General features: G+C 44.1%; 30 protein-coding genes and 1 pseudogene. 26 read left to right on the forward strand and 5 right to left on the reverse strand.

Going from position 1 to position 26,587, the window contains the following annotated elements:
- The first annotated feature begins 11 nt into the window (after window positions 1-11).
- The 17 genes from M8318_RS20365 (at window position 12) to M8318_RS20445 (ending at window position 18,797) form a co-directional block, all read left to right on the forward strand.
- Window positions 12-479: a hypothetical protein gene (locus tag M8318_RS20365; protein WP_262664265.1), complete on the forward strand. Its 468-nt coding sequence runs from the start codon at window positions 12-14 to the stop codon at window positions 477-479.
- 18 nt (window positions 480-497) lie between these two features.
- A complete protein-coding gene (locus M8318_RS20370) occupies window positions 498-2,021 on the forward strand; it encodes a phage portal protein (protein WP_262664266.1) in 1,524 nt (507 codons plus the stop codon).
- Window positions 1,978-3,792 carry a phage major capsid protein gene (locus M8318_RS20375; protein WP_262664268.1) on the forward strand — a complete coding sequence of 605 codons (1,815 nt, stop codon included), beginning with the start codon at window positions 1,978-1,980 and terminating at the stop codon, window positions 3,790-3,792. Before M8318_RS20370 ends, M8318_RS20375 begins: the two co-directional genes overlap by 44 nt.
- A gap of 290 nt (window positions 3,793-4,082) precedes the next feature.
- The gene (locus M8318_RS20380; RefSeq protein ID WP_262664269.1) at window positions 4,083-4,499 is read left to right on the forward strand and encodes a hypothetical protein; all 417 of its coding nucleotides are present in this window, start codon (window positions 4,083-4,085) and stop codon (window positions 4,497-4,499) included.
- Window positions 4,500-4,504: 5 nt separating this feature from the next.
- Window positions 4,505-8,809, forward strand: coding sequence for a tail fiber domain-containing protein (locus M8318_RS20385; RefSeq protein ID WP_262664270.1), 4,305 nt, complete (start codon window positions 4,505-4,507; stop codon window positions 8,807-8,809).
- A gap of 65 nt (window positions 8,810-8,874) precedes the next feature.
- Window positions 8,875-9,330, forward strand: a complete 456-nt coding sequence (locus tag M8318_RS20390) for a phage tail tube protein (RefSeq protein ID WP_262664271.1) — start codon at window positions 8,875-8,877, stop codon at window positions 9,328-9,330.
- A complete protein-coding gene (locus M8318_RS20395; RefSeq protein WP_262664272.1) occupies window positions 9,330-9,641 on the forward strand; it encodes a hypothetical protein in 312 nt (103 codons plus the stop codon). The genes M8318_RS20390 and M8318_RS20395 overlap by 1 nt, the downstream gene beginning before the upstream one ends.
- Window positions 9,642-9,658: 17 nt before the next feature.
- Window positions 9,659-10,018 carry a hypothetical protein gene (locus M8318_RS20400; RefSeq protein WP_262664273.1) on the forward strand — a complete coding sequence of 120 codons (360 nt, stop codon included), beginning with the start codon at window positions 9,659-9,661 and terminating at the stop codon, window positions 10,016-10,018.
- Window positions 10,019-10,020: 2 nt separating this feature from the next.
- Window positions 10,021-11,820, forward strand: coding sequence for a hypothetical protein (locus tag M8318_RS20405; RefSeq protein WP_262664274.1), 1,800 nt, complete (start codon window positions 10,021-10,023; stop codon window positions 11,818-11,820).
- 75 nt (window positions 11,821-11,895) lie between these two features.
- Window positions 11,896-12,450 carry a hypothetical protein gene (locus M8318_RS20410; protein WP_262664275.1) on the forward strand — a complete coding sequence of 185 codons (555 nt, stop codon included), beginning with the start codon at window positions 11,896-11,898 and terminating at the stop codon, window positions 12,448-12,450.
- Window positions 12,450-13,085, forward strand: a complete 636-nt coding sequence (locus M8318_RS20415; RefSeq protein ID WP_262664276.1) for a DUF2163 domain-containing protein — start codon at window positions 12,450-12,452, stop codon at window positions 13,083-13,085. The genes M8318_RS20410 and M8318_RS20415 overlap by 1 nt, the downstream gene beginning before the upstream one ends.
- Window positions 13,082-13,510: a DUF6950 family protein gene (locus tag M8318_RS20420; RefSeq protein ID WP_262664277.1), complete on the forward strand. Its 429-nt coding sequence runs from the start codon at window positions 13,082-13,084 to the stop codon at window positions 13,508-13,510. The genes M8318_RS20415 and M8318_RS20420 overlap by 4 nt, the downstream gene beginning before the upstream one ends.
- The gene (locus M8318_RS20425) at window positions 13,510-17,409 is read left to right on the forward strand and encodes a phage tail tip fiber protein (protein ID WP_262664278.1); all 3,900 of its coding nucleotides are present in this window, start codon (window positions 13,510-13,512) and stop codon (window positions 17,407-17,409) included. Before M8318_RS20420 ends, M8318_RS20425 begins: the two co-directional genes overlap by 1 nt.
- Before the next feature lie 10 nt (window positions 17,410-17,419).
- Complete coding sequence (locus tag M8318_RS20430) at window positions 17,420-18,004, forward strand: hypothetical protein (protein WP_262664279.1); 585 nt, start codon at window positions 17,420-17,422, stop codon at window positions 18,002-18,004.
- Window positions 18,004-18,327 (forward strand): hypothetical protein, encoded by a 324-nt coding sequence (locus M8318_RS20435; RefSeq protein WP_262664280.1) that lies wholly within the window; start codon window positions 18,004-18,006, stop codon window positions 18,325-18,327. Before M8318_RS20430 ends, M8318_RS20435 begins: the two co-directional genes overlap by 1 nt.
- Window positions 18,328-18,369: 42 nt before the next feature.
- Entirely contained in the window at window positions 18,370-18,501 is a 132-nt protein-coding gene (locus M8318_RS20440) for a hypothetical protein (RefSeq protein ID WP_262664281.1), read from the forward strand.
- Window positions 18,498-18,797: an ATP-binding protein gene (locus M8318_RS20445; protein WP_156263431.1), complete on the forward strand. Its 300-nt coding sequence runs from the start codon at window positions 18,498-18,500 to the stop codon at window positions 18,795-18,797. The genes M8318_RS20440 and M8318_RS20445 overlap by 4 nt, the downstream gene beginning before the upstream one ends.
- A gap of 18 nt (window positions 18,798-18,815) precedes the next feature.
- Here the strand turns inward: M8318_RS20445 and M8318_RS20450 are convergent, their stop codons facing one another.
- A complete protein-coding gene (locus M8318_RS20450; protein ID WP_262664283.1) occupies window positions 18,816-19,277 on the reverse strand; it encodes a glycoside hydrolase family protein in 462 nt (153 codons plus the stop codon).
- A 55-nt stretch (window positions 19,278-19,332) separates the two neighbouring features.
- On the opposite strand from M8318_RS20450, the gene M8318_RS20455 reads away from it, so the two are divergent.
- From M8318_RS20455 to M8318_RS20475, 5 genes and pseudogenes are all read left to right on the forward strand, one after another.
- Complete coding sequence (locus tag M8318_RS20455) at window positions 19,333-19,779, forward strand: hypothetical protein (RefSeq protein WP_262664284.1); 447 nt, start codon at window positions 19,333-19,335, stop codon at window positions 19,777-19,779.
- A complete protein-coding gene (locus tag M8318_RS20460; protein ID WP_262664286.1) occupies window positions 19,776-20,054 on the forward strand; it encodes a hypothetical protein in 279 nt (92 codons plus the stop codon). The genes M8318_RS20455 and M8318_RS20460 overlap by 4 nt, the downstream gene beginning before the upstream one ends.
- A gap of 109 nt (window positions 20,055-20,163) precedes the next feature.
- Window positions 20,164-20,505, forward strand: a pseudogene (locus tag M8318_RS20465) (phosphatase); the annotation flags it as partial.
- 20 nt (window positions 20,506-20,525) lie between these two features.
- On the forward strand, window positions 20,526-21,080 hold the full coding sequence (locus tag M8318_RS20470; RefSeq protein ID WP_262664288.1) for a TorD/DmsD family molecular chaperone: 555 nt from the start codon (window positions 20,526-20,528) through the stop codon (window positions 21,078-21,080).
- Between the two features lie 96 nt (window positions 21,081-21,176).
- Entirely contained in the window at window positions 21,177-21,659 is a 483-nt protein-coding gene (locus M8318_RS20475) for a DUF1097 domain-containing protein (protein WP_262664289.1), read from the forward strand.
- Window positions 21,660-21,702: 43 nt separating this feature from the next.
- Here M8318_RS20475 and csgG read toward each other — a convergent pair whose 3' ends face one another.
- From csgG to csgD, 4 genes are read right to left on the reverse strand one after another with little or no spacing between them, the layout of a single operon-like run.
- Window positions 21,703-22,536 (reverse strand): curli production assembly/transport protein CsgG, encoded by an 834-nt coding sequence (gene csgG / locus M8318_RS20480; protein ID WP_262664290.1) that lies wholly within the window; start codon window positions 22,534-22,536, stop codon window positions 21,703-21,705.
- A 27-nt stretch (window positions 22,537-22,563) separates the two neighbouring features.
- The gene (csgF, locus tag M8318_RS20485; protein ID WP_106992687.1) at window positions 22,564-22,980 is read right to left on the reverse strand and encodes a curli production assembly/transport protein CsgF; all 417 of its coding nucleotides are present in this window, start codon (window positions 22,978-22,980) and stop codon (window positions 22,564-22,566) included.
- Window positions 22,981-22,993: 13 nt separating this feature from the next.
- Complete coding sequence (gene csgE, locus M8318_RS20490) at window positions 22,994-23,383, reverse strand: curli production assembly/transport protein CsgE (RefSeq protein ID WP_106992688.1); 390 nt, start codon at window positions 23,381-23,383, stop codon at window positions 22,994-22,996.
- Between the two features lie 4 nt (window positions 23,384-23,387).
- Window positions 23,388-24,038 (reverse strand): biofilm master transcriptional regulator CsgD, encoded by a 651-nt coding sequence (csgD, locus tag M8318_RS20495; RefSeq protein ID WP_262664291.1) that lies wholly within the window; start codon window positions 24,036-24,038, stop codon window positions 23,388-23,390.
- Window positions 24,039-24,785: 747 nt separating this feature from the next.
- Here csgD and csgB point away from each other — a divergent pair.
- The 4 genes from csgB to M8318_RS20515 all read left to right on the forward strand — a co-directional run bounded on the left by csgB (window position 24,786) and on the right by M8318_RS20515 (window position 26,576).
- Entirely contained in the window at window positions 24,786-25,235 is a 450-nt protein-coding gene (csgB, locus tag M8318_RS20500) for a curli minor subunit CsgB (protein ID WP_106992690.1), read from the forward strand.
- Window positions 25,236-25,277: 42 nt separating this feature from the next.
- Window positions 25,278-25,733 carry a curli major subunit CsgA gene (csgA, locus tag M8318_RS20505; RefSeq protein ID WP_106992691.1) on the forward strand — a complete coding sequence of 152 codons (456 nt, stop codon included), beginning with the start codon at window positions 25,278-25,280 and terminating at the stop codon, window positions 25,731-25,733.
- 61 nt (window positions 25,734-25,794) lie between these two features.
- The gene (csgC, locus tag M8318_RS20510) at window positions 25,795-26,121 is read left to right on the forward strand and encodes a curli assembly chaperone CsgC (protein WP_262664292.1); all 327 of its coding nucleotides are present in this window, start codon (window positions 25,795-25,797) and stop codon (window positions 26,119-26,121) included.
- Window positions 26,122-26,183: 62 nt separating this feature from the next.
- Window positions 26,184-26,576 carry a type 1 fimbrial protein gene (locus tag M8318_RS20515; protein WP_262664293.1) on the forward strand — a complete coding sequence of 131 codons (393 nt, stop codon included), beginning with the start codon at window positions 26,184-26,186 and terminating at the stop codon, window positions 26,574-26,576.
- Window positions 26,577-26,587 lie beyond the last annotated feature (11 nt).

Raw genomic sequence — 26,587 nt, forward strand, 5'->3', positions numbered from 1 at the left:
GGATAAATAACATGAAAGAGATAATTTATATTGGTGAAGTACTACACGAAGTACTACAGCCTAATACTACATTAAAAATCGGGAACAGTACTGATACGTTATTCACACACCATACACAGAACGATACTGAAACGGTAACTATCGACTCCACAGACTGGAAGCCGGGTTATTACTCAGTCGTATATAACAATAATGGTGAACTAACTATCAGTACTGTAACCGTAATTGACCCACTGGCACAGACAGACCGATTAACAGAACTACAGTCACAGCTCGATGACCTGAATAAAATCATCAGTGCACGTATTACAGGTGATACCAGTACTCTAACTATCAACAATAAGACACTTGTTAAAGAAGATCTTAATACATTGCTTAGTCTGAAAAACGGTATTACTAAACAGGTCAATGACCTGAGAAAAAAACTAAACAAAACAGGCAGCAATACGTTCTTCAAAAGTACTATTCATTGCCGCTAACACAGGAGATCACAAGGAATGTGGCCTTTCAATAAACTGCAAATTGAACCAGTAGTACTACCACAAGAAATACCAAAGCCTAAAGCAGTACAAGCCCGAAAATATCAACCTACCAGTACTGAATTCAAAACCCAAACCCGTTCATTAACTGGACTACCGACAAAGATTATCGGTAGTCACGGTACTGGTGTTCAGAACGTCAACATCAATGCAGTACTGAGACAGTCTCTAACATCGCTACGTGATGCAAGCCGTTCACTGGTACTTCAAAACCCGTATGCACGTCGTTACGTATCACTGAGTTCTGGCACAGTGGCAGGGGCAGACGGTATCACCGTTCGACCTTCACCAATTGGCCTCGATGGTCAAACCGATCCAGTACTGGCAGACCGCTTAGACAAGCTGTTTTACGAGTGGGCATCAGATGCAAACCGCTTTAGTACTGATGGTTCTCTGTCATTCGACATCTTTCAACAACTGGTAGAGCGTGCAAGAGCTACCGATGGTGAATGTTTTGTTCGACTACATACAGACGGTGATGAACTACAGGTATCGATCATCGATGCTAGTCGTATTCCCAGTACTAAAAACGAGTTACTGAAAAACGGTTCGTACATCAGTAATGGGATAGAACGTGATCAGCACGGTCGAGTACTGGCCTATCACGTAGCCGATATTAACCCGCTTAATTACACGATTCAGACCAACAGTACTCAACGTGTACCAGCCAGTGAAGTACTGCATTATTTCATTCCAGAATTCCCAGGACAGGAACGAGGTTTCCCGGACTGTATTGCAGTCATGAAAACCCTAGAGGACTTTAATAGCTATAACGAAGCGGCAGTACTACAGAAAAAGATCGCAAGTTCGGCTATGGCATTTATTACCAGTACTGACAACTCTCAGGAAGAGCTATTAGATGGTGAAACAGAACAGCGTGAATACATAGAACACTTTGAACCAGGCAGTATTAAAGAACTACAGCCAGGGCAACAGATTCAGACTCTGAACCCACAGGCAGGTACTGACAAAATCACAGAGTTCAGTGATGCAGTACTTACAACAATTTCAACAGGCTTATCTTTACCAAAGTCTATGTTAACTGGCGACACACAAAACGCTAGCTTCTCCGCCGCGAAGATGGCAGACCGTATTAGCCGTGAAGGGTTCAAGACTCGTTCCAACCTTCTTATTTCTAAAGTACTCAAGCCTATCTACCGTGAGTTCATTAAACGAATCATGGTATCTGAACTTAAAGAACTTAGTTTCACGAACTTTGAGAACATCGCTAACAGTACCTTTATTACTGTCAAACAGGTAAGTCTCGATCCTAATAAAGATGCTCAATACGAACAAGTACTACTAGCAATGGGTGTCAAGTCGAAGTCTCAAATTATCCGTGATTTAGGCATGGAGCCACAACACATATTTGAGGAGTTACAGCGTGAAGCAGAGATGGAGATAAATAAAACAGAAACAATGAACAAGGACAGTTCAAATGAAATTCAAGAACCAAAAACGGGAGATGACGTTAACGAGTGACGTACTCTCTGATAATAACGACCGTACAGTACTGTTAGCTTTCAGTTCTGAAAATCCAGTAGTACGTACTATCGGTGGTCAGGAATATAACGAAATCCTTCTGCATAACCCTGAGAACGTCAATCTAGAACGACTACAGAATAAGGCCGCTCTGCTTTATAACCACAACTTTGATAATCATATCGGTGTTATTGAGTCAGCCAGTATTGATGCTGACCATGTAGGCCGTGCATTAGTGCGTTTCAGTTCAGTTGGTATGGGTGCTGAAAAGTTCGAAATGGTACGTGAAAGTACTTTGTCAAAGGTCAGCGTAGGTTATTCCATTCTCGATTATCGAATTGAAGGTGACAACCTATTAGTTACTCAATGGGAACCTTACGAAATTAGCATGGTTTCAGTACCCGCTGATGATCTAGTCGGAGTAGGTCGCTCACTAGAAGAACAGGAACCGGAACAAGAAGAAACCGAAACTGAAAATAACGACGAGCAGCCAACCGAAAAAGAGGAGCAGCGACAAGAGGAAACTGAAAATGAACCCGATGAAAATACTGAAAGTACTACTAGTACTTCTGAGTCTGATCCCGAAATCGATACCGAAGCGGAAACGATAAATAACAATGACAGTACTGGTAATGGCGAACAGCCGGAACCAGAAGAACAAAATGATGATTCAGCCGTTCAGGAAGAACAGGCCGAAGAAGATCAAAAACGCATTGCCGAAATTAACGCTATTTCACGTGCATTCAATATCCACGCTGAAATTACAAATCAGGCAATCGAAACTGGCTTAAGCATTGATGCGTTTCGCCAACAAATTAAAAATAAACCCATTATCAAGGATGATAAAATGGAATTCTCTCTAAACTCTCTGATCCGTTCTATTATGGACGGTGACAAATCTCTGCCATCCGGTAAAAACGGTGCAGTAGTTGCTAACGCTGATTTCGCACAGGCTGTACGTGCTGGTGTAACCACCACTTCCGCAAAAGATATTATTCACACTGATGTACTCTACGGTTCATTCGTAGATATTCTGCGTGCTGAATCTGTTCTTAAGAATTTCCCAGTACAGATGTTTACCGGACTGACCTCTGAAATTGCAGTACCTAAACTTGTTGCAGATTTCGCAAATTCATTCGGCTTTATTTCTGAGAATGGTGTATCACCAGAAGTAGATGCTAATTTCGAATCTGTAGTACTGAAGCCTAAGACCTTCACTGGTTCTGTACCACTGTCACGCAGCGTAGTTAAATCCTGCCCACAGGTAGAACAAATTGTTTCACAGGCCATTGTTGCCGGTTCTGCTGAACGTCTGGAAGCCCTGATCCTGAAAGGCATTGTTGATGCAGTAGTAGCAGCGGGTAAAGTCGAAACTGTAGACGCATATACCTATGCAGGCATCGTAGCAGCACAAGGCCAACTGGGTGATGAAGGCGTTTCTTACGGTTCTATTGCGGCTGTAATGTCTCCACAGACCAAAGCAACTCTGCGTAGTACTCTGCGTGGTGACAACACCGCAGGCGTTTACCTGTTCGATGAAGGTGATCTGTGTGGTGTACCTGCCTACGACTCTAAAGTACTGGCTGGTCAGAACTTCATTATCCTCGGTGACTTCTCCAAAGTTGCTATTGCACAGTGGGGTGATTCTCTTGAGCTGGATATGGACGATACCACTAACCGTAATCGTGGTTCTGTAATCGCTCGCGTTTGGGCTGATCTGGACTTCGCAGTACTGGTGCCTGAAGCCTTCCGTATCATCAAACTGGCTTAATCTGATGAGAGCATTTAATACGCAATGTATGGATGCTCTGATTAACAGTTTTGGCGAACCTTTAGTACTAGATAATGGCAGTACTCTTACTGTCATTTTCGAACAGTCCGAAATAGCAATTCAAACTACCGAAGGACTTATACAAACAACAGAAAATTACTTTACATGCCGCCGTGATAAAATCACCTATGATGACTCTTTTGTACTGAATAATGTTCGGCACGAGGTTTACAACATCATTGATGATCTGTCAGGTCTATGTAACGTTTATTACAGAGAGGCTTGATCACATGAATATTTCAATTATTAAAAATCATGTATCAAGCCTTTTTGTATCTAATGGTTTGAAGGTACGCAAGGCCGCTAAAACTAACACTCAGACAGCCAATGATTACATTCTGATGATCAGTAATGTAACCGAACAATACGAACAACTTGAATACAGCAATCGTCATTCTGTAATGCTGACAATGGATGTACTGGTTACATCGCAGAGTGAATCAACAGCACAGCAAACGATGACGAAAGTACAGGAAGTACTTTTCAGTACTGAATTGATTACTGGCCTTTTAGAGAAGGGTATTAATGTTAGTTCACTTAAACTGATTTCAGTTGTCGATGATAACGATCCAGATACAGCCATAAATACCATTATGACAACGTGCCAGATTAATTACATCGCACGTCCTACAAATAATGGAGAATAACAATAATGGCAGGGATCTTTTTAGGCAACAGGACGTTGCTATCTTACAGTACTGACATCAATAACTACTACCCAACAGCGGTATATACCAACATTGATAATCTGGGTTTATTCCCAGAGGTAAAGATTAGTAGTTCAAATCAGACTATCGAAACATATGATCAAGAATACCTTGCAGTACTGCGAGGTGATTTGAAGATTAGTAATGTCAGCATTGTTGTACATTACGACCCGTCTAATGTTGGTCATCAATTCCTGAACAGTGCATACAGTACTAACAAAGTATTCCAACTGAAATTTAGTATCTATGAAAGCCCGACTAGCTTACGCCAGCACTTCATTATTCTGAATGGGAAGATTACTGCACAGAAAGATGATGCTGATATTAATAAAGTGTACGGGCGTACATGGACTTATACCCCAACTTCTATTGTCAACCAGGGCAGCATTGACGAACCAGCCCCATTACTAATCGGAAACTATGGTCTGGGTGCAGACGGTACAACCGTCCCACACTACGAAGCCGATCCAACTGGTAACGCATTTATCAAAGTTGGTGCAACACGTACCGATAACCCGCTGGGTGTAGATCTACTGGGTGTAGGCATGGTCGATGCTGGTGGAACCAATAAGGCTCAGATCGTAGTTTCAGAGTCTACAACCCCTCGCATGTACATCAGGAACACTGACAGTACTGGATGGGATCAGGTCTACAGTACTGCAAATAAGCCCTCTCTGGCCGCAGGTGCAACGCAGGGCGTAACCGGAACATTGCCTATCAGTTCTGGCGGCACAAATGCAACTACTGCCAGTACTGCACTCTCTAACCTCGGCGGGATGCCAAAAACAGGTGGTGCATTCACTGGTGGTGTCACAGGCACAACACTATTACTTTCCAGTACTTTAGCCGTGACAGGTGCCAGTACTCTTACAGGTGCAGTAACGGTAAACAACACAATTTCCCAGGACGGTGTTGCAGCAGCAACCTATGGTCATACATCACTGAGTTCAGCAGCCGCAGGTACGAAATCATATCTACGTAAAATGCGTGGCGGTACTGGTGATACTATTTTTCATGAAACCGTACAGGCAGGGAACTACCGATTAGCCACTGGTGCAACTACCGATAGTTCTGATGCCCTGACACTTTCCAGTACTGGTAATTTAACTATCACTGGTGGCCTTAACGCTTCATCTGCAACACTCAGTACTGCATTACCGATTAGTTCTGGTGGTACTGGTGCAAATACCAGTACACAAGCCTTGGCAAACCTCGGCGGTGTTCCGAACACTACAAAGGTGAATAACAAAGTACTATCAGCCGATATTACATTAACGCCAGCAGATATCGGTACTATCCCAGTACTAAACGGTGGAACAGGAGCTACTACAGCAGCCGCTGCATTAACCAATCTTGGAGCAGTGAGTACTAGTCGCACAATCAATGGCAAGCCGTTAACCGGAAACGTAGTATTAGCACAGGCTGATATTGCGGGTACAGTGAGTACTAGTCGTACCGTGAATGGTCAGGCTCTAAGTTCTAACGTAGACCTTTCAGCACTCGATGTATCAGCAATGCCGTATTACGGAACTATCGCCGCTGGGATTAACCTTAATACTCTGCATGGCGGTGTTTTTGGAGTATATGAACAACCCGTTACGGCAAATGCAACAACCGCTTTAGGATATCCAGTAGCTGTAGGTGGTACGTTATTTGTGTTGAAGAGTGGCGTAACTCACGCTAATTCATGTACTCAGGTTTATTACCCGTCCAGTAGTGACGATATCTATAACCGTACAGGCACATCTAACAGTACTGGTACGGTCACTTTCTCCGCATGGGTAGCTACTGCGAACATTACCAGTGCAGGCGTGAATAGTTCTATCAAATCTCTTACTGGATTGACTACAGCACTTTCAGTTGCACAGGGCGGTACTGGTTCTAACACGCAAGCAGGTGCAAGAACTTCACTGGGGTTAGGAACTGTAAGTACTTATAATATCGGTACATCAGGGGCAACTGTTCCATTACTTAACGCGAGTAATACATGGTCTGGTACTCAAAATCTTGATAGTTTAACTGTAGGTGCTGCAAAAACCGGATCGGTAGGGATAGAGTTAGGAAGTCTTACAACGGCAGGTTCTGCATTTGTTGATTTCCATAGCTCTGGTTTTAACAATGACTACGATACACGCATAATTTCATCAGGTGGTGTTGAGGGATCAAGCAATCAAGGCACACTCACATTATCTGCAAGTAAATTACAATTTAATGGTACGCCTTCATTTAATACTGCAATCCCAATCACAAGTGGTGGAACCGGTAGTACTTCCGCAGCAGGAGCATTAACTTCCTTAGGTGCTGCAAGTTCTACAAGAAAAGTGAATGGATATACATTAACTAGTGATATCACATTAAACGCAGATGATGTTGGAGCATTACCCAGCCGTGGAATTATTCCAAATAACACCGATTTAAATGATTTAGACGGTACAGTACAGGGTTATTATCAGCAAACTCTGAACGCAAACGCCACAGCAGCACTGAATTATCCGGTTCAATTTGCTGGAACACTTGTCGTACTGCAAAACTCAGCAACTCACGTTAAATCGTGTACGCAGATGTACTATCGTTATAACACTAATGATCTCTATACCCGTACCGGATATTCAAATGGTTCTGGTGTTATTTCATGGGGTGCATGGGGGATGTACGTATATACCGATATTAACGGTGCAAACAGTACTATTAAGTCTCTTACCGGGTTAACAACGCCTCTGGTTCCGCAAACGAGAAAAGTTAATAATAAAGCACTATCAGCCGATATTACATTAACTGCAAGCGACGTATCAGCAGTCCCAATCACTACAACAATTAATGGCTTACCATTATCCAGTTCGATAGTACTTAGCCAGTCTGACATATCTGGTAGTGCATCCTCTGGGGCAAATAGTGATATTACAAGTCTTTCAGGTCTTACAACCGCCTTAAGTATTGCCCAGGGCGGCACTGGTAGCACCTCAGCAAGTGCAGCGTTGAGTACTCTCGGTGGTATGCCTAAATCTGGTGGTACATTCTCTGGTGCAGTAGGTATATCAAGTACTTTAGCCGTTACAGGTGCTTTAACCACGAGTAGCAGTATTATTCAGGACGGGGTTGTACAGACATCATATTGTCAAACTGCATTAAGCTCAGGGACTACAGGTAATAAATCATATTTGCGTAAATTCCGTGGTGGTACAGGTGATGCTACATTCCATGAAACTGTTCAGGGAACCACATACAGGATTGCAACCGGAACAACTGATACTACTGATGCTATGACGTTATCCAGTACAGGCGACCTTACTACATCACATCTGACAGCTACAGATAATGATGCAACCTTACCGGGTACTGGCAGTACTGTTTATGGTGGTCGATTAAAATCACTGTACACAGTAAATGGTGTTGAAAAAACATCCGCTTATTTGCAATCAATTAAACGTATTGAGTGGGATTACTCTATAGCTCGTCTGTTTGTGAACCAGACAGGTGGTGGAACCGATACGGCACAATCACGATATTTTGATTTTATGTCCAACGGCAACGTGCAAATTTCGGGACGTATGTTTATGGGCAGTCCTGCTGTGAACTCGTGGTGGAACTCAGCCCAGCCCCACTATGCCGCCTATTTCGCGGATACAGCAATAGACACTCCGGGGAATGGTGCTATAGCGGGGATTTCATGGGGGTATCAGCACGGCGGGGGCTATAACCTTCGAACAATGTGGGGGAATGTCGGTAATGGTACGGCGAGCTGGGGTAATACCGCAATGACCCAGTTTGGGGATAATGGTGCCAAAACGCGATATTGGTACTTTACGCCCGTTCAGGGGGATCTGGTTACTTCGGCGAGTGGCGATGGTGGCTTTGGTGGCAATTACACGTATCAGAAAGCAGCAACATCCGATGCAACTTTGAAACATGATATTGAATATAACGATGGCAAACAATCTTACGATAATATCAAAAAATTAAAGCCATGTACTTTCGTATATAACTTTGATCCGATGGAGCGTGAACGCCGTGGTATTATTGCACAGGACGCATTACGCGATATTGATAGCGAGTACGTTAAACTGGTTCCAGCCGCACCAGAATATGATGATGAAGGAAATCGTTGTGATAAAGATGATACGCTGGCACTCGATAATAACGTCATTATGATGGATACCGCACTTGCACTAAATCATTCAATTGCAAAAATTGAAGCGATGGCAAATGAAATTGCTGAATTACGTGCAATGATTGCAGCACTAAATAAATAAGAAGAAAACAACAACTCAGTACTGGTAAGGATGCCAGTACTGAACTCTATGATAAGGACATCATTATGCCAACTCCAATGGACGTTTTTACAGGTTCAAATATTACAGTAGGTATCGGTACTGCCGGAGCTACTCAAGCCGCTACATTTACCACTATTCCAGAAATTGCAGCTTTCCCCGGCACTGGTAGTACTGCAACTGTAATTGAGGTAGTGAGTTTTAATACCTCCTATAACCGAAAACTTGTAGGCAGTAAAACAAACGCAGACGTTACTTTACAACTGAACTGGATTCCAGATAACACAATTCATCAACAGCTTGTTACCGCCTTTGAGAACGGTACTCGTATTCAGTTGAAGTTCAGCTATTTCACCGATGCTACCAAAACAGCAGGGTCATACGTCGTATATAACGGTTTCATCAGTGAGAAAAAAATCGAATCTGATCGTGACAAAGTAGTGAATATGACTCTCAATTTCGCCTGTGATGGTGCAGCAGTAGCACAGGGATTACTGTCATAATGGATATTCATACTCTATTTGCAGCCCTGAAACCTGAATTACATAAAGTCACTTTGAAAAACGGTGCAGTACTGCATATTCATCGACCTGCTATCAGCAATTTTGAAAAATGCATTGATGCTAAGAGTACTCTTCTTTATACAGTTGCAGATGAAAACGGTACACCTATTTTCTCTGATGTTGATGAAGACGGGAAGATTAACGTTAATTCTATTGATGCACTGATCGTAGGTGAAATTAACACCGCAGTAATGAAATTGTGGCCTAAAGCAGACGAACCACAAGTTCAGGATCAGATCGAAAAAAAATAAGAAACAATCCGCGTTTGATGTTTACCCTGAAACTATTAAACAAACGTGGGTTGAGTCCATCAGAACTGGAGTCATTAGATCCTGAACTATTTGAGTACATGATGATTTACGATTCCAGTATTGAACCATCAGGAGCAAGGTTTGAACATATTAAGTACTCAAACCTTGCCCACCTGATATTAATGAGCAGTGGCAATCTGACACAGGACGGGATGAAGAAGGCCACTGTACATGACTGGGATATGCACGGCCTGCTTTCTAATAAAACTGTATATGAACGTATGCAGGATGAAGAACAAAAACAACTGACACAACAACAATTACAACAGTCAGCCATGATGCAATTCATTACTGGCAGTACTGGTACTGGGGGCTAAGGATGGCACAGAACAATCAACAATTAGTATTCAATATCAACGGTGATGCTACTGGCCTGCAAGCCTGGGGTGTGAATCTACAGGGTTTTACGAAGTACATGAATGATGCTGATGGCGGCATCAAAATGATCATCAAAACATTCTACGAACTGCAAAAAGCGGGTAAGTCGAATGCTGAGATCACGAACGCTATGGAGTCTATCGCCAGTGATTCCAGTAAGCTACTGCCAGTACTGAGACAGTACAAATCAGAAGTTGAAGCGATCAATGCTATTGAAAAACAACATGCTGGTATTACTACTGAAACGGCACAGGCATACGGACGCTATCAACAGAATATTGCTCAGTTGGATCGCAACTTCCAGGAACTCAGAGTTAACGCTCTATTGCCATTGATAGAAGCACTCAACGAGCTACGCAACATATTTGCTGGTGAATGGAAATTACCATCATTCGATCAGATGGGTGGGAATCTTAAACGATTTGCATATGATTTTGCGTCACTGGGTGATCATCATGCGTTACCGGATTCATGGGGCAAAAGGCAGTACTCAAACAGTACAACGGCGGGTGTAGTACCTACGCAGCAGCCAGCCAGCAAACCGTATAAATTGAAAGATCCAGAAGGTGAGAAGAAAGCCACCGACGCAGCCAAAAAAGCCGCCGATGCCGCTAAACAGTTGGAGCTGAAACAGCTACAGGCAAAAATTAACCTCAATCAGGTAATGTCTCAACTGGGTAAAAATTCCGCTGAACAGCAAGTACTGCAATATAACTACACACAGAACGAGCTACGTAAGAAACTGGATGAGTCGTTAAAAACTCTGAGTCTGAATGAAGCACAAAAGACCAACATCATTACACGACAGGAAACAGCACGGCTTGAAGGTTCAAAGCGTCTTATTACTGAAATGCTGGAAGCAACCGATCCTAAACAATTAAGTGAGAATCTGGCTGCACTGACTATCGGTAATACCCAGAATATTACACCTGAGCATATTTCAAAAATGCTTTCAGCACAGGATATACGTTCTGGTCTGCATGATCCTACTAACCCATTTGGCAATCAGGAAGATATCAAACAGCAGCAGGATGAAATATATAAACAGCGTGATTTCGAAATTCAGGTTGATGAACAGATGTACCAGAACAAACTGATCAGCAAAGAACAGTTTGAAAAACGTAAAGCCGATCTTACTGCCAAATACAATAACAAAGCGGCAGAAGTTGAACGGCAGAACAGCCAGGCACAGATCCAGATGTTTGCAGATTCAGCGATGAATATTGGAACCATGCTAGAAGGTGTTGCAGGGAAGGGCAACAAGGCCGCTCAAGCCGCCTTTGTGGTAGGTAAGTCGATCAGTATTGCCAATATCGTTATGAAGATTCAGGAAGCTCTTGCTAATGCTATGGCTACGCCGTGGCCTGCTAACTTTGCCAACTATGCTCAAGTAGCAAGTTTAGGGGCAAGTATCATCAGTACTGCACGTGGTACACAGATTCAGGGGCAGGCACACAGCGGTATTGATTCAGTACCTAAGCTGGGTGGCAAGGATGAATCAACATGGGTACTGAAAGCGGGTGAACGTGTTCTGAACAACGATAACAACCGTGATTTGACTCAATTCCTGAAACAGCAGGATAAGCAGGAAAATAACAGTACTGGTCAGATTGTCATTAATGCACCACTGGTTGTTAATGGTGGTGGTCAAATTACTGATGAACAATTCCAGACAATGCTGAAGAAACATTCTAATAACGTTATGCAGTCAGTTCGAGCAGCACAGAAGAGAAACACTTAATATCAAAAGCCAGCATTCACGCTGGCTTTTTTGTTCCCGTCCTCCTGATAAATACTGTAAATCAGGAGATTTAAAATGGCTTTATTTACGAACAATATTAAAATCAGTGACTTCCAAATACAGAGTGTTGAACCAGCATATTCTAATAAAAGTTGGACAGGTGCACAGATTCGCCGCAGTACGGGTATTCAGTACTATCAATTAACATTCAATATCCAGTTCAATCAGGCCGACAGGCAAGAGGTACTGAACTTTATTGCTCAGTATTCACAGGGGAAACCTTTCAGTACAGATTTAGGTTATTACAGTCAGTACACAGGTAATCAATTTGCAACAGTATCCAGTACTGCAACCGTTAATAAAGGCGGGTCTGTTATCCCTTGCACTTCAAATGTTCTTGAAGTCGGAACGTTAGTTACCTTCCAAAACAGTACTAAAATTCATCGCATTATCGCCAATACAGGCACCTCAATAACCGTGTTTCCGGCGTTACGTCAGAACGTACAGGCAGGTGAAGTAATCCGCTATCAGGGTATCACTGGAACATTCATTATCGATATTGACTGTGATTTAAATCTGCCATCTAAAAACATTATGAACCTCAGTATCAAAGCAACGGAGGCTTTATAATGAATCAGGCAGTATTTACAAACTCAGCACTATTGAAGTACTGGAACACTACCAGAGGCGGTAATAAAACACAGTTATCAGTATCAGACGTCATGCAGTTAGGCGTTACAGTTAAATGTGTTGATATCTATCCAGTTCAGGGTTCGGGTGTTCAGGCACTTCATCTAAATGATGGTTATATCGACCTGAATATCAATGGCAATCTTTATACCAGTTTTCCAGACTTCATTAATGACAGTTTTGGCTCATTCAGTGAACAGAAAGATATCAGTAATGATTCAATGTCATTCAAGGTCAGCAATGTATCGCAGTCATTCCAGGTACTCGCATTATCAGGTGGTCTGAAAAATGCTCAGGTGAATATGTGGCTGACTATATTAAATCCCGCAGACGCTACAGTACTGGATAATTCTTTAATCTATTCTGGCTATCTCGATTATTTCGAATCGATCTCTAATAACGATGATTTAAAAAATGAATTAACAGTATACGTCAACAGCATCTGGAAGAAGCTGGACGTACAGCAACGCACATTAGCGGCGAACTCAGTACACCAAAGTACACATAAGAATGATGCGTACTTTTCATTACTAGGAAAAATTAACTCTCAGCAAACATGGAAGTATAAAAAATGAGAAACAACATAATTAAAATTCATAACATTGCTCAAGAATGTATCAGTACTGAATTCCTGTTAGGCCAAAATGATTGCAATATTCTGGTACTGAGAGTTATCGATCAAGTATGCGGTACTGCATATACCGATCTTGCTATGGGCAAATATAAGACAATCAAAGCAGGTCAGAAACTGTTCACTAAACACGAACTGGGTTCACTGGAAGAGATCTGTAAGCGTCATGGCGTACAGGTCGATCAGCCAGTGTTCGGTGACATCATGGTTAACGGTATTCACGGTTCTGTAGTACTGGATGGTAAGTACATTGCCCTTAATGCTGACAGTAATGGATTCAACCTGGCAGTACTGCCCTGGCTACATGACTGGACGTTTTACCGGATCACTCCTGATGCAGGTACGACAGGCACGGTAGGGGGTGAATAATGGGCGGTAAAATTTCGGGGATGAGTATCGTCGGTGCCCTGATCACGGCTGTAGCAGTAGCGGCAGCGGTCTATACAGGCGGTGCGAGTCTTTCAGCGGCGGCAGCGTGGGGTGCAGGAGCTGGTGCAGCGTCATTAGTGGCAACCTCGATGTTGTCACAGATGCCGGGTATTACACCTCATACAGACAGTGCAACGACTCTAAGCCGTTCTACCAGCCCACAAACGGGTATACCTATCTTGTACGGTGAAAAGGTCAAATGCGGCAGTATCGTTAACTGGTACAACGTCCAGAACAGCAGCAGTCAGTACCTGTTTACGAGTCATGCCCTGGCAATGGGTGAGATTAACAAAGTCAGCCAAATCTGGCTTGATGACGAACCAGTACTGACAACTCCTGTTACTGTTGAAGGCGTAGTACCTAATACCAGTATCGATGCGAAATACCGTGATATTTTGCAGTTAGAGGTATATTTCGGGAAGCCTAATTACACGGCGGGTAAAGTATTGGCAGGTACTTATGCGGGTACTCAGTGGAATAATAGTACATTCAAGGGTAACGGGATTGTACAGATTTATACCGTTATCAAAAAGACTCAGAAGTCATTAGAAGATAACCTACTTGTCAACGATAGTTACGTATTAACGGCTGAATGTTCAGGTAAAAAGATTTACGATTTAGTGTCTGGTACTACTATCGTCAGTAATAACCCAGTAAACCAGTTATACGATTATGTGACCAATACGGAATATGGGCTTGGTGTCAGTCCTGGTAATATTGATTTACCATCATTCCAGACAGCAGCACAGTACTGTACCCGTTATCAGATGTTCAGTAATGGTGCTATTGATTATCAGTCTACATATAAATCAAACATTGAAAAGATGTTGATGACATTTGGCGGTATCACCAGTATTCATTGTGGCAAGCTGTATTTGACTGTAGATATTCCGGCACTGTCAGTAAAGACATTTGACGAATCAACAATTTTCGGTGAATTTGTCAGTACTACAAGTGGTATCAGTGACTATTTCAATACCATCGATGCAACATGGAAGAACACCACTAACAATTATAGTGATGACATTTTACGTATTCCATCAGATATTCCTGCCAGTGATGTACTTACCAGTGATGGCCTTGTTATTGCTAAGAGTCTGGATTATTCCTGGGTCTATGACAAAGACCAGGTTGAACACCTGATTAACATCGAATTGCTGAAAGGCAAGTACTCTCATAATACGATTAGTTTCAATACTGACTCAGGCTGGGATCTCAAGGTTTGGGATGTAATCACGGTAACTCTACCGGAACATGGTTATGAAAATAAGTTGTTCAGGGTAGCTGGTAAATCGATTAGCACGAATACCGACAGTATCGGCATGGTTAACTTGCAATGCGTAGAGTATCACCAGGGCATTTATGAAGGCGTTGACGTTCCGATGTACGGCTGGGAAGGTACATTACCTAAGCCTGTAGCAGTACTGCCACCGTCAAACCTATCTGTTGTTAAGAAGGGGGCAACGAATCAGGGGCAGACTGTAGTACTTTCATGGGCGGCTAGTGTTGATCAGTACTTACGTGGTTACTACGTGTATTACCGCCAGACAGGTACGCAAACCTGGACTTATGGCGGGAGCACGAACCAGTACGTACAGAGTTACGAGCTATACGGCCTCACAGCAGGCGTTCAATATGATTTTGCAGTAGCAGCATTCAACAACCTCGGCATTGTGTCAGACAAGGTGACACAGAACGGTGTTGTACCTGATTTCGCGTTTACCTTGCCTGCAATTACTGGCCTGAATCTGATCAACCGTGGCAGTACTGCCAATACTACAGACGCACTTGATTTTGTTATCGGGTGGGACAATCAGTCATACCTGAACGTGAACGGTAAGCCGTTCAGCGATTATTTCAACAAGTACGAAATCATTGTGTATGACACTGGCATGGTTAAGAAGCGGTCGTACTTCATCCAGGCTAACCAGTTCACGTACACATATGCAATGAACAAACTGGATACGCTCAGTCGTACCCGTACTTTCGGTGTTGTGGCATGGGGTCATAACAGCAGTATCTACAGTGCAGAAGCCCGTATCACTGTTACTAACCCACAATGTCCGGGATTAACAGGATTCACGGCTAACGCTGGCTATCAGAGCATCTTTGTTACCTACGATAACCCAGAGGCAGGCGTGAGCGATTTCGCAGGCGTACAGGTTCAGGTTGCCACGAACAGTACGTTCACACAGAATCTGAAATCGTTCGGTACTAACAGTCCGTTCATGCACAGTTTCCCGATTGCTGATGGCAAATACTATGTACGTGCAGGAGCCTATGACGAGTTCGGCCAGGATTCGATTATCTATACAGCGGGGATCTATGTTGATTTGCAGAGTAAGGTGAACTGGTCTGCACAAGATGAACAGTCACTGAACGATTTTCTACATCTGGACGACAAGATTAGTGATGCTATTGACGATGCAGTATCACAGGCTAACGTGAACACCACTACTAAGATAGGTGCATCAGAAACCAAAACGACAAAGTTGATTAATGACGGTGATAAGGTAAACGCAACGGCAATTACCAATTTGCAGGCAACTACAGCAGCGGATTTATCAGCACAGGTCACTACGTTGAATAAGGCCATCACTGATGGAGATAAGGCAAACGCGACCAGTATTACCCAGTTGACCAGTAAAACAGCTACAGATATTAGTGCAGCAGTCACAACACTGAATCAGACAATTACGACTAAAGATACGGCTCAGACACAGGCACTGAATGCACAGGTTAGCAGTATCAACAGTAATATTACGTCCCAGGTTGCAACACTGAACAGTACTATCACTTCTAAAGACACGGCTCAATCAACCGCATTAACTCAGGCAAAATCTGAACTGAACGGTTCTATCAGCAGTGTCAGTACTGCAATGACTACTAATATTGATGCACTGAAAAATACAGTTAATAGCCATTACGAATTGAAGGTAAACGCTAACGGTACTATTGCAGGTATGGGTATATATGCAGATGCAAATACAAAGGCAAGTGCGGTTTATTTCGTGGCTGATGATTTCAAGATTATCACAGCTAAAACCTCGGGTGCAGTATCTAACCCGGTAATTCCGTTTGCCGTACAGAACAATACCGTTTACATCAACAGTGCAATGATTGCTAACGCCAGTATTGGTCAGGCACATATTGCCGATGCAAGTATCAGTACTGGCAAAATTCAGGACGGTAGTATTAATAACGCGAAAATTGGTAATCAGATTAGTTCGAACAACTGGAATGACGCCTGGCCTGCAAATGGTGGTCAGGGCTGGTGTATTCGTAAAGATGGCACAAGCTATTTCAATAATGGTTATTTCAGGGGCAGTGTTTTTGCGGAGAATGGTTATTTTAAAGGCGACGTTTACGCGGAGAGCGGATATTTCAAAGGTACTGTAAATGCCTCGGGTGGTACTTTCACGAATGGCTATTTCAGTAACTGTACAATTGATAACCTGAAAGCGAACAGTATTCAGGGCGATATTATGCGTGTATTCCTGTTAGGCAGTGGCGGCATCACTATCCCAGCAGAACCACAGTTTGCCCGTATTCTGTCAATCCCATGCGTTCCGGTCACTGTAAAAGGCGGTTACGACGGAAATTACAACCCACCTAGAGAGTCTACTAATATTCGTGGTGTAAACATATATGCAAATGGTGCTGGCCTTGTATTCACTAGTGCTTCTGCATCAGGTCTATCATCCGATATTGCAGTGGGGTCGGGTACGATGACAATTCCAGCAGGCGTAGCGGTAACACTAACAATTGAACAGCGTTCTAACAATAATGTGGGTGCTTACAACGGTGCAAATATAACTGTAATCGTGGGTAGAGCATAAGGAGAACAAAATGATATCAGGCGATTTTAGGCGGGGGGCAACTCCCGCCGATGCAGTACGAGTACTGAATAGTCAGGGTAAAGTGTTTATTACAGATTTTCAATCAGAATTAACAAAACGATGCCGTGCATTATCGAAACAGATTCAGGATGACATCAACAACAGTGTTGAGGGTGGTTCTGTTGCGTTCACCAAACGGGCGATATTCTTCAATTTCCTACAGCATGGTAACGGAACCAGGACTAACCAAATCATTGTACGTGGTTCACAGGCTGCATATCTACGTTCAGTACTGACAGATGATCCGGCAACGTTTAACAAAATTATCCCAACGGCTAACGCTCGTATGACTGCACAAGGCAACATTGCAGGACTGCATACCCAGATGGGCAAGAAGTACAAGGTAGTGGAACAGAACGGTAAAAAATATTTGATTGATACCAGTCTGAAAAAGAAAAAACGCAGTAAACGTATTATCGGTAAGTATGAGAAGAAAAAACGCAATATGATTTATGACTTCTTTGATGAAACTGAACAAAAAGCGAGATTAGTGATAAATAATATGAAAGGAACATTCATATTCAGGAGAAACTAATGCAAGAACATTTCGAAGAAGAAGTAACACAAAACATCACATTAGACGGTTATGAAGTACTGATGTGTAACCGTCCATTCAATCAGGCGTTCATCGATTCTAAGTACTTCAAAGATTATGGGGTAGATGTCATGGGGCATGACTTCATGAATATTGCATTCATGGGTGACGATATGCCAGTACTGAACCGTGGTGATATTGTGAGTTGGCAGTACTATGACGATGTATATGAAGTACAGGTAATTGACGTATACAAATTGTTCGTTAAAGGTCTGGACATTCAGTACTACCTGGTACAATTAAAACAGCCGTTTTTACAATAAAAATAATAAATACTCTCAGTGCATTTGAGAGAGGATAATAATATGGATAAAGAAAAATTAATCAAGTTTGGCATTTATGCAGCGGCAGTAGTAGGACTGGCTGCACTGCATACTGTTGGCTTGCCATTATGGACAATCGTTACGCTGAGTCTATTTCTCGGGATTTGCGTATGATGATTACAGGTACATTAATTGCAGGTGTAAGTGCGACCGTGGCAGTACTGGGTTTTGTATTCACGCGATACCGTGAGTTTAAGCAGGATACAGAGGCTCTGGAACGTCGCATTGGAGACTTACAATCTGAACAGAAGTTATTGAAGCAACGTTTAGACAAGATTGAAAATGAACAGGTTGTTTTAGAAAGCGAACTGAAAAACGTTCAGATGAAAATCAACGAAATTGATGTGAAACTTTCACGCGTATTGACCATTTTAGAATTGCAGCATGAAAAACAACTAAGGCCAGCATAATAGCTGGCCTTAGATGTTTTAGTTTGTTACCCAGTACAGTAATTGATCGATACGGTTCGGGGTCTGTTGGTACAATTTGCTGTTTTTCAGTTCTGCAATTGCAGTTGCATAATTTCGGTTTTTCAATGCTGCAAGATGCTTCACGAATTTTGAGTAGCCAGTTTTACCCAACTGGAATACAAGAATAGAAACTAATGCATTCCAACGTTCAGGTAAATCCAGATTGAATGAATCAGCATCACGCTTTGCTTTCTGGTAATCGACCAGGAGTAATTGATCGGCTTGTTGTTCTGTAATTCCGTTCACGAACTTACTACGTTCACTTTGTTTAACCAGATGACCGTACCCGATGGTTTCAAAACCTTCTGAATCTTTATAGATATGGAACATACCATTTCTGAAGTACTTCATTTTGGTCTGGTATTGTTTAGTGCCTTCAAGTTTTTTCAGTAACTCGATTACGTCTGTTTCGATGCTCATTTTGATCTTTCCTCATAAATATGTGTATGAATGTATTTATCAAGGAGTGATAAAAATGGCGTCAAATGACGAACAAGATATGAAATGGGCAATGTGGTACAGAGATGAAGATTTCATCCCAGAAGAAACAGCGTGTTTCGTCTACATAATTCAGTTTCCTAACAGCGGTGAATTCTATATTGGTCAGAAACGAGTATGGAAGTCAGTTAAAAATGTCTCAGAGATTAAAAGTACTTCTAAACAGTCAAACTGGAACGATTACACCAGTTCCAGTAAATCAGTGAATGAAATGATCGAAGCGGGTGAACCATTTAAAAAGAGCATCCTAGCGTGTTATCCAACATACGCCGAAGCATTGCATTGTGAGTCAGCACTTATTTGTATGTTGTGTTCTCAGTGGGGCAGTTTGAATAAAGCACTGATGGCAAAGTTCAAATTCACAGCAGGAATGGATAAAGAGCACATGCAGAAGATTCGAGAGTTATTGGAGGACTTAACATGATTGAGTTAATCAAGGGATTGATCAGTAAAATGATGGGCAATGCTACTCCTTCACAGGAAGCCCATAGCAAGGAGATCGTTACAGGCAAGAGGCAGAGTACGGTTAAGCCTAACGACACGTCCTGGAAGCGTTACATCGCGTATGTGTTCGTTTTTTTGATTATGTACAACTACGTGATCATTCCGGTGGTATTGGTGGTGTTCGGTGTGTACCTGCCGCCTGTAGTACTGGACGATGTGATCAAGATGCTAGTACTGATTCTGAGTGGTACATGACCTGAACTGTGATGTGTTAGGGGATGGTGGTAGTACTGGTTATAATAAGGTACGACGTTTAAGTACTTATGGCGGGGGTTAAATGCATTTATCTACTGGCTGGCTAATGGGCAATCCGAAATACCCTATCGACATTCAGGCCGTCGCCCGGGCTGCGGCTGAACATCACGTGGCGCTGGAGATCAACAACTCCTCCTTTATTCACTCCCGTAAAGGCAGCGAAGCAAACTGCCGTGACGTTGCGGCGGCGGTGCGTGACGCTGGTGGCTATGTGGCGCTGGGCTCCGATTCCCACACCGCGTTTACGCTGGGTGATTTCAGCGAGTGCCGCAAAATCCTCGATGAGGTGGACTTCCCTGAAGATCGCATTCTGAACGTGACGCCACGCCGGTTACTCGATTTCCTGGCGTCACGCGGTATGGCACCGATTGCCGAATTTGCTGAATTTTAACTGTGTAATGGACTAAATAAATGAACGAGTTTTCCATCCTCTGCCGCGTACTGGGTTCACTCTATTATCGCCAGCCGCAGGATCCGCTGCTGGTACCGCTGTTTACCCTGATCCGCGAAGGCAAGCTGGCGAATAGCTGGCCCCTTGAGCAGGATGAGCTGCTGCAACGTCTGCAAAACAGCTGCGACATGCAGCAGATTTCAGCTGATTACAACGCGCTGTTTGTGGGAGAAGAGTGTCGCGTGTCGCCTTACCGCTCTGCCTGGGAAGAGGGGGCGACCGAAGCCGAAGTGCGTGCGTTTCTCTCCACACGGGGTATGCCCCTGACCGATACCCCCGCCGACCATATCGGTACGTTGTTGCTGGCGGCCTCGTGGATTGAAGATCACGCCGCAGAAGACGAAAACGAGGCGCTGGAAACCCTCTTCGGGGAGTACATTTTACCCTGGTGCGGGGCGTTTCTCGGCAAGGTCGAGGCGCATGCCACCTCGCCATTCTGGCGTACCATGGCCCCGCTGACCCGTGACGCCGTTGCCGCTATGTGGGACGAGCTGCAGGAAGAGAACGAAGAGTGATCTGGATCACTTTCTTAATGTAACGGCAAATCTCAATTTGCATATTATGTGTTCCTGATCTCATTTCATGGCCGCGTATCTGCTAAGATGCGCGCCATGAACATATTACTTTCTATTGCAATCACGACTGGCATCCTCTCCGGGATATGGGGTTGGGTTGCTGTCTCTCTCGGACTCCTGAGCTGGGCGGGCTTTCTGGGCTGCACAGCCTATTTCGCCTGCCCGCAGGGTGGCGTGAAGGGGCTGTTAATCTCGGCCTGTACGCTGATGAGCGGCGTGGCGTGGGCGATGATCATCATCCACGGCAGCGCGCTGACGCCCCATCTGGAGATTGTCGGCTACGTCATGACCGGCGTAGTGGCGTTTTTGATGTGCATCCAGGCAAAACATCTGCTGCTCTCTTTTGTACCCGGTACCTTTATGGGTGCCTGCGCCACCTTCGCAGGGCAGGGGGACTGGCGGCTGGTGGTGCCTTCGCTGGCGTTAGGGCTGGTGTTTGGTTACGCGATGAAAAACAGCGGACTGTGGCTGGCGGCGCGCAGAGACAGGGCGCGAAGCGTGACGGCGTTAAGCAAATAAAAAAAGGCGAGACCAGAGTCTCGCCTTTTTAATGCGCTTTCTGTCAGGATTCTGGCGGCGTTGACATCTCGCGGTATTTCACCAGAACATCGTTTTTCACTTCGTTCTTGTTTTGCAGATCCCACAGGCCGCGATCGATACCGTCGTTAATCAGGAAGATCACCCCGGTTTCAAGAGCGGACATCAGGCAGAGCATCACCGGTTCGTTAGAGGTATAACCGATTTCGCCTTCCAGCAGTCGCTGATAGTCGATAAAGCGGAACACCCCGGCCTGAACCTCGTACGAGAGAATGGTTTTACTGGTGGTGACGGAGGATAAGATCTCCCCGGTACTCACGTTGACCACACGCAGGTTCACTGCAATCTGATCAAGCTGGTACTGCGTATCACCGCCGATACCGAAGTAGCGCGCCCCGACGCCCCCCGATTTCACATTACTTTCGTAACCGATAATCGAGCCTTCAACCATGACGTTTGCCGCCGTGAGAGAGTGCAATGGAATACGGTTATTCATCGCCACGGTGCCGTTATCCTGCGCCGCACGAATGATTTTGCGTTCGTTGAGCAGGTTTTGCAGCCCCTGACGTTCCAGAGGAATAAACCAGCGAGAATCTTTTAACGCCGTGACCAGCATTGCGGTGGCGCTTTGCGGTACAGCGGTAGAGAAGTTACTTGCCGGATAAGGTTTAAATTGACCCGTTTCATCCTGAATATTGTAAACCGACACGTAGATCTTACCCGTTGGCAGTGGTAATTGGGTTAAATCACGATAGCTTTGGGCGCGAGGCATTAATGTCGGTTTTGCTGCCTGTTTGGGCGGAGCAGTTAAACAACCGCTCAATAAGCACACTGCAACAAGTATGAGAAAGCGCTGCATGATTATTGTCCTTATCTCGACTATGTCTTAAAAGTCGGTGGAATTACTTTGCAAGCCAGCGACCTGAATGGTGGAAGTTCTCCCCGTTTTCCGGTCTGTGACATTTAACTGCATTTGTCCGTCCGCATTGGCGATGTCGACAATAAAGTCGCTGGTCACCATACGGCCCGGTTTACCGGTGTTGATGTTGGTCAATAATCCGCCCAGAACCTGGGCCTGGATTGCCTGGGTAAAGTTATCCAGTGCACTTGGGGTCTCAATACCGAAGTCATCATCGGCGCTCGGATCCCTGTAGGAGTTTTGCGCCTGGGCCGAGTTTAAAAGAAAAGAGCCATTATTGGGGTTACCCCCGAAGTTAGGATTACGGAACTGAAAAGTCATATTTCCTGCCCAGCTCAACGATGGAATGAGCAGTAAAGCGATAACTGCATAGACAACACGCATGAATGCCTCCGAATTAAAACTCGTCTTGCGCTAAATCGCCGGTACTGAGCAGAGCCTTATCGATCTGCAGACGATTTAATGCTTCTTCGGTTTGAGCCAGAGCGAAGACCACATTTTGATCCAGGTCTCTTTTCGTTGGGAATAAAAACGTCTGGAAAATAACGTCCTGATTGACCGTTATCGTGATCCAACTCCCCCATCGCGCACTGGGCCGTTCATTGATCGTTAAGTTCCCAGGATAGTCACTTTCCCATTTGTCGCTGAACTCGCGATAAAAAGCATGACCGACAGCCGAGACCGTGTGGTCAGTTAACAATCCTGGGATCTCTACTTCAACCGCATGCAGATTCCCGGCAGCAAGCCATAAACCTGCTGCGGCAATCCAACTCATTGTGCGTTTCATACTGTTAACGCCTGAGGTTATCATTTGCCCATGAAACCGCCTGCGTCCGATTTTTAACAGCTATCTTCTTGAAAAGATTATAAAGATGGGTCTTGACCGTATTTTCGCTGATAAATAACGAACGGGCGATTTCAATATTTGAAGCTCCGATGCGTAATTTATTCAGAATCTCTTTTTCGCGATGGGTCAGCAACGCAGACTCTGAACTGTTATAGCGATAATTTCCGGAATGCGTTATGAGGTAGCTGGCAAGTTTTTGCGAAAAATAGCATTCCCCACGCAGAATGCCCTGCAGGCCCTCAACCACGCGTGTCTGGTCCTCGTTGACATAAAAGACACCATTGATATGTGGCCAGCTTTCAATATCTCTGAAGGGATACTCTTCAGGCGTATTCAACAACAACACACGGATATTATTGTTTTTTCTGCTTAAAATATCTTGCCAGTATTGGATAAGTTTTTTATCCGCTTCCATCATATCGAAAAGAATAATGCTGCCAGGGGCAATGTCATCAAAAGAGCGTTGAATGCTATGCAATTTTCCGCTCAATGTCAGACTTTGCTTTAAATGCTGTAGTAAGGCTGTCGCCTGCAAAGAAGGTTTGGTCACTAACAATAATGTCTGACCATGAAAACTTTGGACTTCATTAAACATGATGAAACCCCTTTTTTGAAACACCTGGCAGCTGCCCCCAATAATATTATTGGGGGCACCAGAAGTACTGACAGATGTTGCACTGCTGTGTGTAGAAGAAAGACCATATCCCTTGAGGTAAGGGAAAATAAAATAACAATAGCGAACTTCTGTTTTCAATCTAGCTATTACGATTTTTAAAGCAAGTGTTAAACGTGTAACAAGATGTAAAAATCAATATTAACTTGTAAAAATTGAGTTCACGAATTGATGAGGATTCATCATAAAGTTGTACACAAAGATATTGATGCACACATTTTAAAAATCATACAAATTATATTATATAATTGATTATTAAGGTTAATTTATTTTGGGTGTTATTGTCAGTAAGGTATGAGCCTGGCCAAAACGCTAAGCCTATTTTTACACTGTGTAAACGTCTTAAGAAATCACGCACTTTGTCACGCATTCATGGATATATCGTGATCGCCCCTCTACAAGACAGGCGAAACGGCAAATCAGCATTTTCATCGCTATCCATTTCCAAAATGGGTATATGGCCTTTTTTAACTGCCTGTTAAATCGCTGTATCGCCACGGTGTTTAATTTTTTTTAATACTTTGGGGTGAAGGGGGGAATAAAAATACAACTGGCGGGTGAGATATAAAAAATGTTTCGGCAGACATACTCTTCATCGTAACGCCGGGTTAACAAAATATTTCGCTTTGTTAACGCAAGTTATTTTACCACCAGGTCCAGGGTGATGACATGAAGAACAGTTTGTTATTGATGTTTACATTACTGGGTGCACCTGGATTTGTTTTCGCCACCCCTGATTTGGCAGCTTCAGAATACAATTTTGCGGTGAATGAATTGAGTAAATCATCCTATAACCAGGCCGCTATTATTGGACAACAGGGCGTTAATAATAACGCGACTGTTCTCCAGCAGGGCTCGAAATTGTTATCTGTAGTTTCCCAGGAAGGCGGAAATAATCGGGCGAACATTGAACAATCAGGCAGTTATAACCTTGCCTGGATTGATCAAAAAGGGAACTCGAACAGTGCGAGTATTAATCAAGGTGCATATGGTAATACCGCCATGATTATTCAGAAAGGTTCTGGTAATAAAGCGAATATTACGCAGTACGGTACGCAAAAAACGGCAGTTGTAGTGCAGAGACAGTCACAAATGGCCATTCGCGTTATCCAACGCTAGCTATTTAATGACGAACTAAATCAATCCGATGGGGGCTTTACAATGAAACTTTTAAAAGTGGCAGTAATTGCAGCAATCGTGGTTTCTGGCAGTGCTATGGCTGGCTCCGTTCCACAATGGGGCAATAATCATGGCGGCGGCAACAATGGTGGTAATAACGTTAGCCCAGAAACGCTGACTGTTTATCAGTACGGTGGTCGTAACAACGTAGACGCTTTGCAGAGCGACGCTCGTGGGTCTGAAATCACCGTAACCCAGAACGGTTTCGGTAACGATGCTGACCTGTCACAGGGCGCTGATAACAGCGAAATCGATCTGAACCAGCGTGGCCAGGGTAACGAAGCGACCATCAGCCAGTGGAGTGGTCGTGACCTCACCGCTAACGTTCGTCAGTCTGGTGGCCGTAACGAAGTCAGTCTGAATCAAACCTCTAACGGCGCTACCGCTAACATCACTCAGGTTGGCTTTGGCAACACCGTTACAGCTGGTCAGTACTAACGCTGACGTCCGAACGACGAAAAAACAGGGCTGAGGCCCTGTTTTTTTTTGGGAGAAGATCATGAATACACTGTTACTGCTTGCTGCGCTGACCAGCCAGATTACCTTTCAGGCCACCACTGAGGGCGAGATGTTGACCATTATTCCCCAGGTCACGGTGACGGAACCCTGTCTATGTCAGGTGCAGATCCTCACCTCGCGCAGCGGTCCCGGTGGGCAAAGCACCTCGCGACAGCAAAATACGCTCTCGTTACCGGCCAATAAAACGGTCAACCTGTCCCGCATGACCCTTAACTCAGGCCCTGACGATAAGGTCAATGTTATTGTCACCGTGTCGGACGGCAAGTCGCTGCATCTCTCGCAACAGTGGCCGCCGTCAAAAGCGTAACAGGTAAAACATTCATGAAATCAATGTATTGATTAATGTAGCGGAAATGTTGTTGTGTGATTATGCTGATGTTACTGGCATCGTCGATGCTGGTCGACAGCCCGGTCCGGGACCTGTTGTTTCATTATCAGGGACGATTTTCATTAAGGATCGCACCGATGGTCTCGTCCCGTATCAAACTTGCCACCGCGCTCGTGCTGGCGGCTACGTTCACACCGGCTTACGCCAGTAATGTTATCCATTTTATCGGACAGGTTGTCGAAGATCCCTGCGTCATTTCACCGACAGCGCGTTCCCTTTCGGTAACCTGCCCGCAGAATACAAAAATGCACACCCAACAGGTGAGCTATTCAGATGCCTTATATGGTGGGGCGGTAACGGATCGCGCGACCATCAGTATGAAGTACATTAATCCTGAAAAGTCGCTGGCTATCGTTCAGGTAGATTATCGCTGAGGCGGGGCGGT

The sequence above is a fragment of the Leclercia tamurae genome, assembly GCF_025566055.1.
GTDB classification, from domain to species: Bacteria; Pseudomonadota; Gammaproteobacteria; order Enterobacterales; family Enterobacteriaceae; genus Enterobacter; species Enterobacter tamurae.